Below are 14,886 nucleotides of genomic sequence, written 5' to 3' on the forward strand. Positions count from 1 at the left end.
TACCACGCACCCGCCCTCCCGCCAGGGCATGACCGGGGCGGGGAGGCAGGCGGGCAGGGCTCCGGGCATCCGGCGGAGGGGAGGAAAGGAAGCGGTGGTCGTGCACCCGTCCCGCGATTCTGGAAAACTCCGCCATCCCCTGGCGCCTGGTGGAGTCGTCGTGCTGCTGGAAGTCCCCATCCTCATCGGCCTGATGGTGGCGGCCATCGCACTCGCGATCGCCGCCAAGCGGGCCAACGTCCCCTATAACGTCGCACTCGTCTTGGGTGGCCTGCTGATTTCGGTAGGCCACCTGCTCCCGGGAGTGCCGCCGCTCAATCCGCAGGTGGTGTTCCTCATCTGTCTGCCTTTGTTGTTGTTCGAGGGCGGCATCATGGCCGACCTCAATGGCATCCGCGCCAACGCCATCTCCATTGGGTTGTTGTCCACGCTGGGCATGGCCCTGGCGATTGGCGCCACCGGCGCGGCGCTGCACTTCATGCTGGACCTGGCGTGGGGGCCCGCGCTGCTGCTGGGCTCCATCCTCGCCGTCACCGACACGGTTTCCATCCTGTATGCCTTCCGCCGCGCGCCGGTGCCGGGGAGGCTCTCTGGCATCATCCAGGGTGAGAGCCTCTTCAACGACGGCACCGCGCTGGTGGCGTACACCGCCATCGCGGCGGTGGTGGCCGGTGGGCATGCGCCCACCATGGGTTCGCTGGGCGGCCACGTGCTGCTCGCGTCCGTGGGCGGCGCGGTGGTGGGTCTGGGCCTGGGCCTGCTGGGTGGCTTCATCATCCGGCGCACGGAGGATCCGCTCGCGGAGATCATGGTGACGACGGCCGTGGCGCTGGCGTCGTACGTGGTGGCGGAGGAGGTGCACCTGTCGGGCGCCATCTCCGCGGTGGTCGCGGGGCTCGCGGTGGGCGTGACGCTCCGGCGCGAGGTGCCGCCGCAGAGCCAGGTGGCCATCCACTCCTTCTGGGAGTACGCCACCTTCGGCGTCAACACGTTCCTGTTCCTCTCCGTGGGCCTGGACACGCGGCCAGAGGCGCTCCAGGGCCACCTGCCGGACGTGGGCATCGCGGTGGTGGCCGTGGTGCTGGGCCGCGCGGTGGCCGTCTACGTGCCCTTCCTGCTGCTCAAGCTGTTCAAGCCCGCGGAGACCATCCCGGTGCGCTGGCAGCACGTCTTCCTGGTGGGCAACATCAAGGGCGCGCTGTCCATCGGTCTGGCCCTGGGCCTGCCGGAGAACACGCCCGCGCGTGAGCAGTTGGTGGCCATCGCCTTCGGCGTGACGCTGGTGTCCACGGTGGGCCAGGGGCTGGCGCTCACGGGCGTGCTCAAGTGGCTGGGCCTGTTCCAGCAGGACGCGGTGGCGCTGGAGATGGCGGGGCAGCGGGGCAAGCTCATCGCCAGCCGCGCGGCGCACGTGGAGCTGGACGCGCTGCACACGCAGGGGCTGCTGCCCAGGGCGGCCTATGAGCACCTGCGCAGCGAGTACCAGGTGAACATCGCCCGGGCGGAGCGGGAGCTGCGGCGCATCAGCGAGCAGCACCTGGCCGAAGGGGCGAGGGACCTCTTGAGCATGCGGCGGCGGCTCATCGACGCGGAGCGCACGGCGTTGCAGGGGGCCCGGCGCAACGGGCTGATTCCGGAGGCGACGGCGGAGAAGATGCTGGCGCACCTGGACGCGCGGATGTTGGACCTGGAGCAGGTGTTGCACGGCGGCAGCGCGAGCAAGGACATCAAGGAGCACGGGGCCACATGAGGATCGTCATCGCGGGGGGAGGACGGGTGGGCGGCGCGCTGGCGGCGCGGCTCGTGTCGGAGCACCACACGGTGACGGTCATCGAGCGCGATGCGGGCATCTGCGCGCGCCTCTTCGAAGAGGTGGGCGTGGTGACGGTGTGCGGTGACGCCACGAACCCGCGCGTGCTGGAGGCGGCGGGCATCAGCTCCGCGGACGTGGCGGCGGCGGTGCTGGCGCACGACCCGGCGAACCTGGCGTTCACCATGCTGGTGCGCGCGGTGTCCAGCGCGCGCCTGATGGTGCGCATGCTGGACACGAACTACCGTGAGGCGTACCGGCTGGCGGGCGTGAAGGAGCTGGTGGCGGAGGCGGACGTGGTGGTGGCGAAGATGACCACCGCCATCGACTTCCCGCAGGTGTCCGGGTCGCTGCCGCTCACCAGCAGCGACGCGCTCCTGTTCGAACTGGCCATCCCGGCGCGCGCCCGGGTGTCGGGGCAGACGGTGGCGCAGGTGCGCGCCCTGGAGGGCTTCCCGCGCGAGTGCATCTTCATCGCGCTGGTGGACCCGCAGGGCCACACGGCGCTGCCGGAGGGCAACACGCAGCTGCGCGCCGGCTACACGGTCATCCTGGTGGCGCGCCGCGCGCAGGTGGCGACGGCGGTGGAGTTCCTCACCGCGGAGCCGCCGCTGGGCGCGGGGCTGGCGTCGTCGCTGGCGCAGACGCTGCGCAAGCTGGACTTCCTGGCGCCGCTGCGTGACGACGAGCTGGAGAACGTGGCGCGCGGCGCGGAGCTGCTCCAGAAGCCCGCGGGCACGGAGCTGTTCCGCCAGGGCGACCCGGGGGAGACCTTCTACGTGGTCGTCTCCGGCGAGGTGGCGATGAAGGACGCCTCCCGGCAGACGGTGGCCACGGTGAAGCAGGGCGGCTTCTTCGGGGAGCTGGCGCTGCTCACCGGCGAGCCGCGCAACGCCACCGCCGTCACCACCACCCCGTGCGAGCTGGCCGCCGTGGGCCGCGAGGACTTCCGGGGCGTGATGATGGCCAACCCCGCCGTCGCGCTGGAGATGAGCCGCATCCTGGGCCAGCGCCTCTCCCGCGTGCAGGGGGGCCAGGTGGCGCCCAAGCGGCGCGGACTGTTCGGACGCTGAAGACAGACACCCCCTGGAGCCCCTCCCCATGACGACGAAGCACACCGCGCTGGTGCTGGGCGCCACCGGCATCATCGGCCGCAACCTCATCACGCACCTGGACACGCGGCCGGACTGGACGGTGAAGGCCGTGGCGCGCGCCGCGCCGGACTTCGCCACGCGCGCGGAGGTGCGCTCGCTGGACCTGCTGTCGCCGGACTCGCTCGCGGGCGCGGCGGAGTGGCTCAAGGACGTCACCCACGTCTTCTTCGCGGCCTACCAGGAGCGCCCGGACGCCGCGGAGCTCGCGCGCGTCAACGTGGCCCTGCTGCGCAACACCGTGGAGGCCCTGGAGAAGCACGCGCCGGGCTTCCGCCACGTCTGCTTCATCCAGGGCGGCAAGGCCTACGGCGCGCAGTTCGGCCTCTACAAGACGCCCGCGAAGGAGACCGACCCGCGCCACTTCCCGCCCAACTTCTACTACGACCAGGAGGACTACCTGCGCGACGCGTCCCAGGGCCGGCGCTGGAGCTGGACCGCCCTGCGGCCCGACATGGTGATGGGCCTGGCCGTGGGCAACCCCATGAACCTGGGCAACCTCATCGGCGTGTATGCGTCCCTGAGCAAGGCGCTGCGCGTGCCGCTGCGCTTCCCCTCCACGCCGCGCGCCTGTTCCATCCTCGCCAACGTGACGGACGCCACGGTGCTGGCGAAGGCCATGGAGTGGGCCGCCCTCAACGAGGCGTGCGCGGGCGAAATCTTCAACATCACCAACGGCGACGTCTTCCGCTGGGGCCAGGTCTTCCCGCGCATCGCGGAGGCGTTCGGCATCGCGTGCGCGGACCCGCAGCCCTTCTCCCTCGCGGAGGCGATGAAGGACAAATCCCCCATCTGGGAGGCGCTCACGCAGCGCCACGGCCTGCACCCGCACGGGCTGAAGAAGCTGGCCAACTGGGCCTTCGGCGACTTCATCTTCCACGTGGAGAACGACGCGTTCTTCGACGTGAACAAGGCCCGCCGCTTCGGCTTCCAGGAGATGCACCTGGACAGCACGGAGGCCATGGTCGCGCTGATGCGTCAGCTCCAGGCGGAGAAGCTCATCCCCGCCTGAAGCCCGGCTGGCCCTACGTGGCCTGCTTGAGGCGGCCGCACACCGCGGAGGCCACCAGGAAGCCCTTGCTGAAGGTGTTGCGGAAGCCGTTGTAGAGCGTCGTCACGCCCGGCACGTTGGCGATCATGTCCGCGAAGCTCCACATCTCCTCGTGCGCGTGGATGAGCGGCAGCGCTTCCCCGCCGTCCTCGCCGCGCTGGAGCGTGAAGTCGAACACCAGGATGGTGCGCAGGGGATAGGTGTACAGCCAGGCGAACTGCTTGAGGTTCATCACCCCGTCCACCATGGCCCGGCCGCTCTTCCCATCCGGCTCCAGCTGGATGTTGAGCTGGAAGATGTCGAAGTCGAAGCGGAACATGCAGTGGAAGCCCGCCGCGCCCTTGCGGTACGTCTCCTTGCCGCCGCCCTTCTGCCAGGGGTCGGTGAAGGTGACGCCGTCGGCGATCATCGGCATCAGCTCTTCGTCCAGGACCCTCGCGGGGACCGTCGTGTCGTAGAGCAGACGCGTGACCTCCCGGAAGCGCGCCTCCAACTGTTCAATCAGTGCCTGCTCCGCCTTGCGCATATCCGCGCCCCCCTGCCCGCCATGGGCCGTGGCCAGGAAGGTAGGTACGGAGGGGGGCCTGGGGAAGACGGGGTGCGTCAACCGCCCAGTTCGTTCAACAACTGCGCCGCCTGGTCCTTCACCAGCCCATCCCCGCCCAGCGACTGGGCCTGCTTCGCGTGGCGGGTGGCCTCCGCCCGGTCGAACGGCTGGGTGGCGCGCGCCAGGTTCAGGTGCGTGAGCGCGTCCTGGGGGTTCGCCGCCAGCACCCGCTCCAGCAGCACGCGGGCCCGTGCGTGGTCCTGGTCGCCCATCAACAGCCGCACCAGGTCGTTGGTGGGGCCGGGCTCGTTGGGAGCCGCCGCCACCGTCTCCTCCAGCAGCCGCCGCGCGTCGTCGCGCTCGCCCAGCGCTTCGTGCGCCTGGGCCAGCGAGTGACGCACGTCCCACTGCTGGGGCGCGCGCTGGAGGGCCTCCTGGAAGAGCGCCTTCGCCTCCGCCAGCTCGCCGCCCAGCATCGCCGCCAGCCCGTGCAGGTGGATGTACTGGATGCGCTCCGGCTCCAGCTCGCGCAGCTCCAGGATGGTGCGCCGCGCGGCGTCCTGGCTGTTGGCCTGGAGGTACAGCCGGAAGAGGTCCTGCAGCACCGCCAGGCGCGTCTTGCCCTGCGCGTGCTCCAGCGCCTGCACGCCCGCGGAGATGGCCAGCCCCACCGCGCCGTTCGACGCGTGCGCGCGCGACAGCATCAGGAACGGCAGGGCTTCCTGGGGCGCCAGCGTCGCGGCCTGCTGGAAGTGGCGCACCGCCGCCTGGGGGTCCTTGCGCTGCACCGCGATGCGGCCCAGCTCGAAGTGCGGATAGACGCTCTGGGGGGCCACCACCTGGGCGGCCTCGAAGGCGGCCTTCGCGCCGTCCAGGTCGCCGCGCTCGGACAGCAGCGTGCCCAGGTTGAAGCGCTCGAAGTAGCCGGCGGTGGGCGCGGCGGCCAGCGCCTTGAGCGTCACCAGCGCCACCGGGTCCCCGGCCTGGGCCTTGAGCATCGCCAGGTGGGCCTGGGCCTCGGTGTTCTCCGGCTGCACCTGCAACAGGCGCGTCACGGCGCCTTCGGCGTCGCGGGCGGCGCCGGTGCTCAGGTGGGTGCGCACCAGGCCCATCAGACAGTCCACGTCCTTCGGGTCGATGGAGAGGCCCTTCTGGAAGCTCTTCACCGCCTCCGCGGGCTGGCCCTGCTGGAGGAACTGACCGCCCTCTTGCGCGTACCTGGATGCCATGGCCCCTACCTACCACGAGCCTCCGGAAAGCCAGCTTCCCCGCCTGCCCCAAAAAGGGCTCATGGATGTTTCACCGTCGCAGCGCGGCCAGGGCGATGCCCGGCACCTTGAGCCATGAGGGCGACTGCTCGAAGTCCACCAGCCGGCGCCCCAGGGCCGCCACCCCCCGGTGGCCTGGAACCCACGGGGGCGCGGGCACGGAGGTGAGCGGCGCGCGCAGCACGGCCTTCTCGATGGACTCCAGCATGAACGTGTTGTGCACCCAGCCCTGCCCGCTCTGGATGTCCTGGAGCGACGAGGACGGGTGGCCGCCCCAGGGCAGGCTGCCCAGCGCGTAGGCCGCGCCCGGCCAGGTGTTGACGGCCACGGTGCCGTAGCGCAGCTCGCGCACCGCCTTCTCCACCGCCGCCTTCACCGCCGGATCCTTGAGGGACTTCGGGTGGACGATGAGCGTGGCGTTGAGGGTGCCCCACACCGTGTCGTTGAGGAACGCCACCGCGGCGTCCAGGAAGGCCACCGGGTCGTCCGCGCCCGGCAGGCCCGTCTCCGACAGCACCGTGCACCAGGGCTCCTGGCGGAAGACGCGGTCCTGGGTCTTCGCGGGGTCCACGTCCGGGATCAGCGCGTACGCCAGGTCCCCTTCACCCGGAGTGCCCACGAGCCGCACGTTCGGGCGGCCTTCGGTGAACTGGCGCCAGCGCTCGTCCGCGCCCGGGTAGTACGCGCGGCGCACGGGGGCGTGGGCGAGGCTCGCCTGGATGCGGTCCACGAAGGCGCTGCGCCGGCTCCAGTCCTTCGGCTGCACCAGCAGCTTCGCCGCGTTGCAGTTGAAGGACGCGTTGTTGGCGACCATGCCGGCGACGTCGTCCGCCTGGAAGCGCAGCTCCCCGTCCGAGTACGGGCCCGGCACCACCACCACCGGGGACACGTTGCCCAGCTCGCTGGACACGTGCTTGGCGAGCAGCGGTTCGTTCTTCTGGCGGCGCGCGTCCGACTCCGGGCCGGGCGGGCCCCACACGAGCGCGTCGTGGGTGCGGTCGCTGCCGGTGATGTGCACCTCGTCCACCGCGTCGTGCCGCACGAGCTGCGCGCCCTCCTCCGCGCCGCCGTACACGATGGCCAGCGCATCCCGGGCGATGAGCGGCGCGAAGGCCTGCTCCAGGAAGGGGCCCAGGTAGGCGTTGACGGGGTTCATCTTGAGCACGCAGACGGTGCCTTCGACGAAGAGCTTGTAGAGGCAGTCCAGCGGCGGGATGGAGTTGACGTTGCCGCCGCCCAGCACCGCGCACACGCGGCCCTTGTGGGGCTTTCGGTAGAACGACGCTTGATGTTCCTCGCGCAGGTTGTCGGCGGTGACGCCGGGCTGGAAGTAGACCTCGCCCACGTTGCCGGGCAGCAGCATGGCGTCCAGCCGGTCCAGGGGGAACACCCGCGCGGCGAGCCGCCCGTCCTCCAGCGTGCGCAGGTGCGTGCGGGGGATGACGGGCGCGCCGTGCTTCTGGATGTCGCGCAGCGCGGCCGAGAGCAGGCGCAGGTTGCGCACCACCACCATGGGCCCGGCGAGCCACTCCTCTCCCGCGAGGGGCCCGCCGGGGTCGATGCCCTTGGCCTCGCAGGCCGCGCGCACGCTCGGCTCCGCGATGGCGACGTACGCGCGGCGCAGGTCCTCCAGGAGCCTGAGCCGCTCCGTGAGGGCGAGCTTCGCCCACGCGCCCGAGCCCTCGCGGACCCGGCGCACCAGGATGTCGATGGTGGTGCGAGACGTGTGCTGCGGGACGGCGGCGGACATGGCGACCTCCGGAACGGGCTTCACGCTGAAGGGCCCCGGTATAGGGAAGCCCGCGTGCGCCGTCACCGTGGGGGTCGCGCCCTCCGTCCTCAGGTGGGCAGTGGCTCGGCCAGGCCCTTGCGGATGGCCTCGTCGACCCGCTTCATCACCTTCTGGAACTGCTCACGGTGGCGGGCCGCCTGCTGTTCGCCCAGCTTCGCCTGCTGCTCGCCCAGCTTCGCCTGCTCCTGGCCGAGCTTCGCCTGCTCCTCACCCAGCGCCTCCATCTTCTGGCTGAGTTCCTCCTGCTGCTTGTCGAGGGCTTCACGCTCGGGGTCGAGGGCCGCTTCGCGCTTGTCCAGCGCCGCCTCCAGGCGGTCCCGTTCTGCCTCGTCGCGGACATTGGCGAGCCGGGCACGCTCCATGCCGATCTCCGCGTGCTTGAGCGCGATCGCGGCGTGCTTCGAGGCGAGCTGCGATTGGGGATGGGCGAGCTCCGCCTGCTTCTGGCCCAGGGCCGCCTGCTTCTGGCCCAGCGCGGCCTGCTGCTGGCCCAGGGCGGACTGCGCGTCCCCCTGCTTCCCGGCCTCCTCCATCAGCTTGCGCACCTGTTCCAGGGTCTGCGCGTCGCGGATCAGGAAGGGCTTGTCTCCGCGCCGCACGAAGATGATGTCCTTGCCCTTCACCTTGAAGGTGCGCGCCAGGTGCACGTCCTCCGAGGAGCCGGAGATCATCGTCCGACCGTCGGAGAGGTACGCGAAGGTGTCGCCGTCCTCCATGTCCGGAGGGCTGGGCGGGAGGGGAGGACGGGGAGGCGTCGGCGCGGCCGCGAGCAGGGGCGGCGCGGGCGGCGCGGGCGGCACGGGCGGCAGCGGAGCCACGGCGGCACCGGCGGGCGGCGCGGGCGGGGCCAGCGCGGTCCGGGCAGGAGGCGCGGGCGGCACGGGCGGCAGCGGAGCCACGGCGGCACGGGTCGGCGGCGCGGGTGGCACCGGGGCCGTCGCCGCGGAGGCGGTCGCGGCGGGCGCCTTGGCGACGACCTGGAAGGGCATCAGGACCAGGGCCCCGAGGGTGAACAGCGCCCCCTTGAGCCAGCGACGGGATTGGGTGGGGACGACATCGACATGTTCCAGCATGCGGAGCCTCCTGTGCAGCGCGTGAAGGTGGGCCGACGCCCCAAGCGCCGCTGCGCTGCCGGGGGGCCGGGTGATGCCAAAGGCGATGAGCAGCTCGCCGTAATCCGCGGGCTCCGCGCCGGTGAGACGCAAGGCCTCCGCGTCGCACGCCTCTTCCCTGGCGAGCGCGTACTCACGGGCCGCCCGACGCGCGAGCGGGTGGAAGAAGAGGACCGTCTCCGCCAGCGCCGGCACCCAGCCGAGCCACAGGTCTCCGCGCCGCAGGTGCGCCACCTCGTGCGCGAGCGCCATGCGCAGCGCGTCCTCGGGGAACTCGCGCACCGCCTTGGAGGGCAGCACGATGACCGGCGACACGAGCCCCGCGGCCAGCGGGCTCGCCACTTCATCCGAGACCAGCAACAAGGGCGTCCGGCGCAGGCCCGCCTCGCTCGCGAGGAACTCCGCCTCCTCTTCGAGCACCGGATGCTTCAGGGGCCGCGCTCGCTCGCGCATGCCCCGCACCTGACGCCACGCACGCACGTGCCCCCGCACCTGCCAGAGCACACCCGCGCCCCAGACGAGGAGCAGCGTCCACGCGACCGCGCTGGAGCCGGACAACGACCGCAGCCACCGCGAGGCACCGGCGACGAAGGACCCGAAGCGCGCCTCGGGTGAGGAGCCCGGACCCGGAGCAGCGGATCCGGGTGCGTGCATTGATGCTCCCCTGTCCGGGGATGCGAGGCTCGACGCCCTCGCGGCGCGTTCACCTCCCGATGATTCAACGCCCGGGCGCGACAGCGCATCTTCACGGACGGACATGGCCCCACCGGGTGTCTGGGATTGCGAGCCCTCCCACACTGAAGACATGCCCGGTGTCTGGAGTTGCGCCACGGCGCCCTGCGTCCCCGGGCTCGCGACGGAGACGGTCTCCGCGGGCAGCAGCGCCAGGGACACCGGGTGCACCCAGCCCAGCGTCAGCACGAACTTGAGCGCCACCAGCCACCACAGGCCCGCGCGCAGGGACGCGGGCAGGCGCGGCACCGCCTTCGCGAGGACCCAGACCGCCAGCGCGCAGAGCGCCCCCTGCCACGAGGCGCGCCACAGGGACTCCGACCAGGACGACCACCACGGCATCGCGTGCAGCAGGTCCATGGAGTTCATCGGCTCACTCCTTCCGCTTCTGGCGCAGGCGGGTCACGACGTCCTGGAGCTGCTTCAGCTCCTCGTCGGACACGTCCTCCGCTTCGGCCAGGTAGGTGACGAACGGCGACAACGACCCGGAGAGCGTGCGCTGCACGAAGTTCCCTACGACGTCGCGCAGCAGCTCTTGCGTGGCCACCGGCGAGGCGTACTGGAACACCCCGTCCACCTTGCTGCGCGTCAGGTAGCCCTTGAGCCGCAGCCGCTCCATCACCGTCAGGATGGTGGAGCGCGCCAACCCCTGCGCCTCACCGAAGCGCTCGGCCACCTCCCCCACCGTCGCCGGCCCGTGCTCCGCCACGTACCGCAGCAGCGCGAGTTCCTGCTCTCCCACCGGCTTCTTCATCCGTCACACCCTTCGTGGCGACAGCTGTAGTCACGAAGCAAGGTACGGCTGACTACAACCGTAGTCAAGCGGGTGTCGCCGTCCTTCGGTGAGGCCCGGGCGAAGGAGCCCTTCGGGCCCTCGGCTGTCCGGTTGGCCCCCGGGTCTGGAGGATGCGGTTCCGCTCGGAGGGAGGCTTCGCGGCAGGGGCCTGTCTGGTCGGTCGCACAGGAGCGGGCCCGGTAGCGGAGGCCCGTGTGTGTCCTTGTCTCTGTCGGCCGGGCAACCAGATTTCCGGAAGACGAAACCCGACTCGCACAGGAGATTCCCCATGAAGCTTCCACTGATGGCGGCCCTCGCCGCCCTGTCTCTGTACGGTTGCGCCGGTCAGTCCGCGAACACGCGTGAAGCCTCGGCTCCCGAAGCGGGCGCCATGGGGGGTTCGGGCAGCGCGGGCACCACCGAGTCCTCCATCGACAGCAGCAGCGCCGACATCCAGGAGTCGGACAAGTCCGCCGGTGAGGCGGGCAACGTGAGCGACCTGGAGAAGCGCGACCGCATGGGCGCGCCCACCGTCTACGAGGGTGAGGCCACCGGCGGCAGCGGCGCCGCCAACGAGACCGTGGAGACGAAGGACGGCCAGAAGTGGGACGTGCAGCAGAACACCCCCACGGACCTGGGCGACCCCCAGACGCCCGCAGGCGCCGTGAACCAGAACCACGAGAATGACGGCATCGGCGGCTCCGGCGACGAGGGCAGCGGCAAGAGTGAGATCAAGGACGAGTCCGGCGACGTCAACGCGGACACGGACGACCTGAGCACCGACTCCAAGGTGGACATGGACGCCACGCCTGATCCCACCAACTAATCCCAGTGAAGCAGCACGCCCGGCGGAAATCTCCGCGCGGGTGAGGGCGAATACCCGGTAAAGCCCGTGCGCGGGCCTACCGGGTGTTCGTCTGTCCACCCCACGCCGCGCCAAGTAGACTGAGCACCAATGACTGGTGCTCCCTTCGTGGCCCTCCTCGCACTGCTGCACTCCCAGTCCTCGTCCATCGAGGAGGTACCCAACGACGAACAGGACTATTCGTCCCCTGCCTCCTCTTCGGAAGGCATCGGCTTCCGGGCGCTCCTGGAGGTGGGGCCGCTGAGCTTCCCGTCCGGGACACCCGGCGGGGAGCAGGACCTGTTCGCGTACGCGTACCCGTCGCTGGGCGTGGATGGCGGCGAGGACTTCGCCTTCATGCTGGGCGCGCCGCTGCGCTTCCGGCTCCTGGACAACGCGCCCGCGCAGAAGGACCAGGACTACGGCGCGTGGCTGCGGCGCCAGGACTGGGACGAGCGCAGCGACTACGGCCAGGTGGTGCGCCTGCTGCGCATCGGGGACGAGTCCGGCCGCTTCGGCCTGCGCGTACAGCCGTTCCTGGAGGAGTCGCTGGGACGCGGCTACCTGGTGAACCGCTACGACAACCAGTTGTCGCCGGACTACCACCCGGCGGGCGGCACGGTGTCGTTCGCGGTGGGGCCCGCGCGGGTGGAGCTGCTCGCCAGCGACGTGCTCGCCGCGCGCATCTTCTCCGGCGAGTTCCTGCTGGACCTGGGCCGCGTCGTCAGCGGCAGTGAGAACCACTTCGACCGCTACCTGCTGCGCGCCTCCGCGGCGCACGACTTCGGCGAGGCCGGCGGGGTGACGCCGGAGGCCACGGTCGCGTCGTTGGGCGGTGAGATCGCCATGTACAAGGGCGAGCGGCTGCGCTCGTGGGTCCTGCTGGCTGGCGGCGCGCGCCTCAACGCGGGCGCGCAGGACGTGGGCGGCCTGCTGGGCGTCGCCTTCGAGGGCGACTTCAAGGGCACGCAGCTCAGCGTCACCCTGCAGGGGCGGCGTCAGGGCGGCGGCTTCCGCTTCGGCTTCTTCGGCGCGGGGTACGAGCTGGCGCGCTTCTCCGCCGTGGGCCTGTCCGAGGAGCCGCAGGCGGAGCAGCGCGTGCCCAAGGACTTCTCCGGCTACATCGAGATGTCGTTGGCGCGAGGCGGTGGCACGGACTCGACGGAGGTCGTGGCCAGCGGCGCGCTGGAGTACTCGGCCTTCGGCCGCGCGGACGGAGACTTCTCGCTGAGCTTCAGCAGCCCGGGCGGCAAGACGCGGGGCATCGTGCGCGCGGTGGTGATGGGCCTGGGCGACCGGCCCCGCTACTCGTTCGCGGTGGAGGGCCGGCAGCGCGTGATGCCCGCGCTGTACATCTGGGCCGCCGGCTCCACCGTGCACTTCCCGCAGCCGGATGGCGTGCTGGTGCGCGGCGTGAGCGCGGGTGCCGGCGTGGGCGTGGACTTCGCCCGCAACTGACGCATCCGTTCACGGGCCTCCGGGGACACCGGGGCCCGTCGCGCGGACCCGGTGCTTCAGGGCCCCGCCGTGCCGCCCTCCTCCTGCGCTGGAACGCAGGGCAGGATGGCCCGGTGCGGGGGCGCGTCACACGACGGCCCCACCAGCCAGCGCGACAGCAGGCGCACGCCGGAGGCGAACAGGCCGTCATCGCCCTTGTGCAGGGCCTCGAAGAGGGACTCGTCCAGCACCGACTCCTCCGGGTCGATGAGGAAGTCCTCCGGCTCCAGCGGCTTGAAGAGCGGGTTCTGGTCGAACACCGTCTCCAGCGGGTGCGGACGCAGCCGGAGCAGCCCCTCCTGGGCCACCCGGTCCAGCGTCTCCACCAGGGCGTCCGCCTCCACCAGCGGACGCAGCGCGGACACGCCCGCGAGCCCCGCATGCTCCGCCATCAGCGACACGCGGATCCGACGGATGGCCTTGGACACCGCGTCCCCCGGCGCTTGCGCCTCCCAGCTCAGGTTCAGCTCGGAGTCCAGGCCCAGGCTGCGGTTGGTGGTGTTCGCGGAGCCCACCGTCAGGAAGGTGTCGTCCACCACCATCACCTTCGAGTGGATGTACGTGAAGACGTCCGAGCCGTCCTCGCCCTTCGCCGCCGAGCCGTACACCGCGAAGCCATGGCCCGTCTCGCGGGCCACCTCGCGCAGCGCACGCAGCAGGCGCACCTGGGCCACGCCCATGGCGATCTGCTCGCGCAGCGCTTCGGGCTGGCGGGGCAGCACCAGCATCACCTGGAGCTGGCCCCGTCCCGCGGCGCGCATGCGCTTGACGAGCGCGTCGTAGATGGCGCGCGAGGAGAAGTACTGGTTCTCGATGTAGATGAAGCGTTCGGCCGCGGCGATGGCGTCCACGTACAGCGCGCGGATCTCCTGCACCTCCTCCTGCGGCGGGAGGATGGTCTTTCCGAAGGTGCGGCTGATGGCCACCGGACCCGGAGGGGCCGGCATGGTCGCCTGGAAGGACACGTCGTCGCGGGCCACCGGCTCCAGGCGGATCTCACCGCCGCCGGAGTGCGCCCAGCGCGCCTCGAACAGCTCCGCGAGCGGCTTCACCGCGGGGCCCGTCAGCACCGTCTGCACGTCGTGGTAGGGACCGTGCGGGTCTCGGCCGGAATCACAGCGCAGCTTCGAGCGCGCGGGATGGTCCCGGTCGTCCCAGCGACAGTCACACACGTCCATGCCGCCGGTGAAGGCCTGCACGCCGTCGACGACGACGAGCTTCTGGTGGTGGGCCGCGTAGAGCGGACTGGACGAGTCGAAGCGGAAGCGCAGCCGCTCGTTCGTGGTCCAGTTGAAGAGCAGGTGCTGCATCCACTCGCGCTCCATGGCGAGCAGCATGCTGAAGTCCCAGGCGAGGATGTAGACGTGCAGCTCCGGGTTCTCCCGGCACATCTGGTCAAGCAGCGGCAGCAGCCGGACCTCGCCTCCGTGGGCCTCCTCCAGGTCTTCGCCGCGCAGCAGGGTCACGTCGCTGTCGAACTGCCAGCCCATGATGACGATGGAGCGGCGAGCCTTCCGGATGGCCCGGTACAGCTCTCGGTAGTAGTCCCGGGCGTCCACCAGCACGCCCGCGTCATGCGTTTCCGAACGCGCCCAGTAGTTGCGTCCGGCGTTGAGGATGCTCGTCACGGCAGTCACCTGGCCTTGGGATCCGCGTCCCGGAAGTGGAACCAACCTGTCCGCGCCCGGCCGGCGGAACATCACCCCACGAACACAATGTGCTTCCCGGTCGCCAGCGTCATGTCAGGCGAGGAGACGACCTTGGCCACCTTCCGCGCCTCGCCCCCCACGGTGTCGAAGGCAGCGGCGATCAGGTCGCCGAGCGTCACCTGCACGCGCCTGGCCTGCTTGCCCGCGTTGGACACGGCCTTCGCCGTCGTCGCCTTCATCTGACGGGCCTTGCGCTGAATGGTCTGTCCACGCTTCTGGGTCTTGGTCGCCATGATCTGGGTTCTCCGTGGATGAAGGTGCTGTGTCCGTGTTGCGCCGTGCCGCCCGTACCGCCCCGCGCTGCCTTGCTGCCCCGACCCCGTCCCGCCCGTCCTGCCCTTGCTGCCCCGTACCGCCCGACCCCGTCCCGCCCGTACCGCCCTTGCTGCCCCGACCCCGTCCCGCCCGTACCGCCCCGTGCTGCCTTGCTGCCTTGCTGCCCCGACCCCGTCCCGCCCGTACCGCCCCGTGCTGCCTTGCTGCCCCGACCCCGTCCCGCCCGTCCTGCCCCAACCCCGTCCCGCCCTTGCTGCCCCGTACCGCCCGACCCCGCCCCGCCCGTCCTGCCCTTGCTGCCCCGTACCGCCCGACCCCCGCC

12 protein-coding genes are annotated in these 14,886 nt (G+C 71.3%); 5 read left to right on the forward strand and 7 right to left on the reverse strand.

What is annotated here, in order from left to right; translation table 11 throughout:
- Positions 1-160: 160 nt before the first annotated feature.
- Genes OV207_RS11195 through OV207_RS11205 form a run of 3 tightly spaced genes read left to right on the forward strand, consistent with a single transcriptional unit; the run spans position 161 to position 3,973 of the window.
- On the forward strand, positions 161-1,750 hold the full coding sequence (locus OV207_RS11195) for a cation:proton antiporter (protein WP_267554838.1): 1,590 nt from the start codon (positions 161-163) through the stop codon (positions 1,748-1,750).
- Positions 1,747-2,883 carry a cyclic nucleotide-binding domain-containing protein gene (locus OV207_RS11200; RefSeq protein ID WP_267554840.1) on the forward strand — a complete coding sequence of 379 codons (1,137 nt, stop codon included), beginning with the start codon at positions 1,747-1,749 and terminating at the stop codon, positions 2,881-2,883. Before OV207_RS11195 ends, OV207_RS11200 begins: the two co-directional genes overlap by 4 nt.
- A 28-nt stretch (positions 2,884-2,911) precedes the next feature.
- Positions 2,912-3,973, forward strand: coding sequence for an SDR family oxidoreductase (locus OV207_RS11205; protein WP_267554841.1), 1,062 nt, complete (start codon positions 2,912-2,914; stop codon positions 3,971-3,973).
- Positions 3,974-3,986: 13 nt separating this feature from the next.
- Here OV207_RS11205 and OV207_RS11210 read toward each other — a convergent pair whose 3' ends face one another.
- From OV207_RS11210 to OV207_RS11230, 5 genes are all read right to left on the reverse strand, one after another.
- The gene (locus OV207_RS11210; RefSeq protein WP_267554843.1) at positions 3,987-4,538 is read right to left on the reverse strand and encodes a hypothetical protein; all 552 of its coding nucleotides are present in this window, start codon (positions 4,536-4,538) and stop codon (positions 3,987-3,989) included.
- A 77-nt stretch (positions 4,539-4,615) separates the two neighbouring features.
- Positions 4,616-5,788 carry a tetratricopeptide repeat protein gene (locus OV207_RS11215; RefSeq protein WP_267554844.1) on the reverse strand — a complete coding sequence of 391 codons (1,173 nt, stop codon included), beginning with the start codon at positions 5,786-5,788 and terminating at the stop codon, positions 4,616-4,618.
- A gap of 70 nt (positions 5,789-5,858) precedes the next feature.
- On the reverse strand, positions 5,859-7,577 hold the full coding sequence (locus tag OV207_RS11220; protein WP_267554846.1) for an aldehyde dehydrogenase: 1,719 nt from the start codon (positions 7,575-7,577) through the stop codon (positions 5,859-5,861).
- An 89-nt stretch (positions 7,578-7,666) separates the two neighbouring features.
- Positions 7,667-9,832 (reverse strand): M56 family metallopeptidase, encoded by a 2,166-nt coding sequence (locus OV207_RS11225; protein ID WP_267554847.1) that lies wholly within the window; start codon positions 9,830-9,832, stop codon positions 7,667-7,669.
- Positions 9,833-9,836: 4 nt separating this feature from the next.
- Positions 9,837-10,217, reverse strand: a complete 381-nt coding sequence (locus OV207_RS11230; RefSeq protein WP_193428104.1) for a BlaI/MecI/CopY family transcriptional regulator — start codon at positions 10,215-10,217, stop codon at positions 9,837-9,839.
- A 310-nt stretch (positions 10,218-10,527) separates the two neighbouring features.
- Here OV207_RS11230 and OV207_RS11235 point away from each other — a divergent pair, with 310 nt between their 5' ends.
- Together OV207_RS11235 and OV207_RS11240 are read left to right on the forward strand one after the other, a co-directional pair.
- Positions 10,528-11,064, forward strand: a complete 537-nt coding sequence (locus OV207_RS11235) for a hypothetical protein (protein ID WP_267554849.1) — start codon at positions 10,528-10,530, stop codon at positions 11,062-11,064.
- A 147-nt stretch (positions 11,065-11,211) separates the two neighbouring features.
- Positions 11,212-12,540 carry a hypothetical protein gene (locus OV207_RS11240; RefSeq protein ID WP_324291516.1) on the forward strand — a complete coding sequence of 443 codons (1,329 nt, stop codon included), beginning with the start codon at positions 11,212-11,214 and terminating at the stop codon, positions 12,538-12,540.
- 56 nt (positions 12,541-12,596) lie between these two features.
- Here OV207_RS11240 and OV207_RS11245 read toward each other — a convergent pair whose 3' ends face one another.
- Together OV207_RS11245 and OV207_RS11250 are read right to left on the reverse strand one after the other, a co-directional pair.
- Positions 12,597-14,216: a phospholipase D-like domain-containing protein gene (locus tag OV207_RS11245; protein ID WP_420715201.1), complete on the reverse strand. Its 1,620-nt coding sequence runs from the start codon at positions 14,214-14,216 to the stop codon at positions 12,597-12,599.
- Positions 14,217-14,278: 62 nt separating this feature from the next.
- The gene (locus OV207_RS11250) at positions 14,279-14,521 is read right to left on the reverse strand and encodes a chaperonin (protein ID WP_193428108.1); all 243 of its coding nucleotides are present in this window, start codon (positions 14,519-14,521) and stop codon (positions 14,279-14,281) included.
- Between the last annotated feature and the right edge of the window lie 365 nt (positions 14,522-14,886).

Source organism: Corallococcus sp. BB11-1, from assembly GCF_026626625.1.
In the GTDB taxonomy this organism is placed as follows: Bacteria; Myxococcota; Myxococcia; order Myxococcales; family Myxococcaceae; genus Corallococcus; species Corallococcus soli.

What these genes read in the sequence shown, in the direction of transcription:
- OV207_RS11210 (WP_267554843.1), bottom strand. Translation starts at nt 4,538, where the DNA reads ATGCGCAAGGCGGAGCAGGCACTGATTGAACAGTTGGAGGCGCGCTTC.
- OV207_RS11250 (WP_193428108.1), bottom strand. Translation starts at nt 14,521, where the DNA reads ATGGCGACCAAGACCCAGAAGCGTGGACAGACCATTCAGCGCAAGGCC.
- OV207_RS11230 (WP_193428104.1), bottom strand. Translation starts at nt 10,217, where the DNA reads ATGAAGAAGCCGGTGGGAGAGCAGGAACTCGCGCTGCTGCGGTACGTG.
- OV207_RS11215 (WP_267554844.1), bottom strand. Translation starts at nt 5,788, where the DNA reads ATGGCATCCAGGTACGCGCAAGAGGGCGGTCAGTTCCTCCAGCAGGGC.
- OV207_RS11235 (WP_267554849.1), top strand. Translation starts at nt 10,528, where the DNA reads ATGAAGCTTCCACTGATGGCGGCCCTCGCCGCCCTGTCTCTGTACGGT.
- OV207_RS11205 (WP_267554841.1), top strand. Translation starts at nt 2,912, where the DNA reads ATGACGACGAAGCACACCGCGCTGGTGCTGGGCGCCACCGGCATCATC.
- OV207_RS11220 (WP_267554846.1), bottom strand. Translation starts at nt 7,577, where the DNA reads ATGTCCGCCGCCGTCCCGCAGCACACGTCTCGCACCACCATCGACATC.
- OV207_RS11225 (WP_267554847.1), bottom strand. Translation starts at nt 9,832, where the DNA reads ATGAACTCCATGGACCTGCTGCACGCGATGCCGTGGTGGTCGTCCTGG.
- OV207_RS11200 (WP_267554840.1), top strand. Translation starts at nt 1,747, where the DNA reads ATGAGGATCGTCATCGCGGGGGGAGGACGGGTGGGCGGCGCGCTGGCG.